1 pseudogene is annotated in these 1,261 nt (G+C 63.0%); it reads right to left on the minus strand.

Annotation, left to right across the window (positions count from 1 at the left end):
• Positions 1-81: 81 nt before the first annotated feature.
• A pseudogene (locus A2I95_RS39390) lies at positions 82-558 on the minus strand (bifunctional transcriptional activator/DNA repair enzyme AdaA); the annotation flags it as partial.
• Between the last annotated feature and the right edge of the window lie 703 nt (positions 559-1,261).

A 1,261-nucleotide genomic window follows, 5' to 3' on the forward strand; every position in this document is an offset into this window, starting at 1 on the left:
TCCGGCGCATTGATTGCATGGGCTGGGCTATGTTCGCCCCATGATGTTTGACCTGCCTGATTCCCCGACGCTGTACCAAGCGCTTTCAAACCCGGCATCAATCTGCGCCGCAATCACCGGCTCGCCGGCCTTTAGCGCGGTGAACCCCTCGCGCAGGCGGCGCTGGCGGGCCATTTCCAGAAAGGTCATGCCGAAATGCCGCTTGAAGGCCCGCCGCACGGTGGACGCATCCAGCCCCATCCGCGCAAGGTCCCCCTCGCCCCAGCGGTACGCCGGGCGTTCCTCCAGCTTGGTCAGCAGATCCTGAACAACTGGATCATCCCCTGCAGCCGCCGCTAGCGGTTTGCAGCGTTTGCAGGCGCGGAACCCCGCTTCGATACATTGGCCGGGGCTGGCAAAGAACTGGCAATTCTCGAACTTCGGATTGCGCGCCGGGCAGGTTAGCCGGCAGAAAATACCGGTCGAGGTCACGCCGACATAGGCGCGCCCCTCATAGGCGTCATCACGGGTGATCAGCGCTTGGTACAGCGTCTGGGAATCAGGCAGGTCAAACATCATGGGGCAAGCATAGACCAGCATTACCCGCCAATGCGCCGAAGATCGGGCGTTGATATTCACTTTGGCGACAGGACAGGGAAAAGCCGGGCAGAGCCCGTCCGCGGGCGGGCGGCGGAACTTTTGAGAAAGGCAGTTTATCCCGCCAAACCCTCCAACGCAGCGTATGAAGCCCGACCTCCCCGAAGAGCCCGCCCGTTGGGGCGGACGGGCTCTGCCCGGCGGCGCTGCGCGCTTTGATTCCGGGCGGGGTGTTGCGCGGCCGCCGTACGTTGCCTTCACGCGATCCTCACGCTCCCATGCCAGACTGCCTGCTGATCGAGATCACCCGCCATGGCCCCGCGCATGGGCCATGATACAAGGCGCAGGCATCTGTGAGGCTGCCTGCGTATCCCCCGGAGACCGGCCCCGATAAAAAGGGGGTCGTTCAGGAATTCCTGACCGAGCAGGCCCCGCGGGGTCTGTCCATTCTCTAAACGGCGGCGCCGCCACCCCTAATTAACGGCCCCCGGTAAGACGAAGAATTCAGAATCCGCCGCTATTTCCAGGTGGCACTGCAGACATGAAAAAGGCCGCCCTCCCGGACGGCCCCTTTTGTGCTGCTTGCAGGCCGGGTCTTACTTCGGTCCCAATGCCACCATCCCCTTCAGGATGTCGATGGCATAGGCCAGCTGGTAATCCTCTTCGCGCAGTTCGGCGGCTTTCT

Source organism: Leisingera sp. F5 (genome assembly GCF_001593695.1).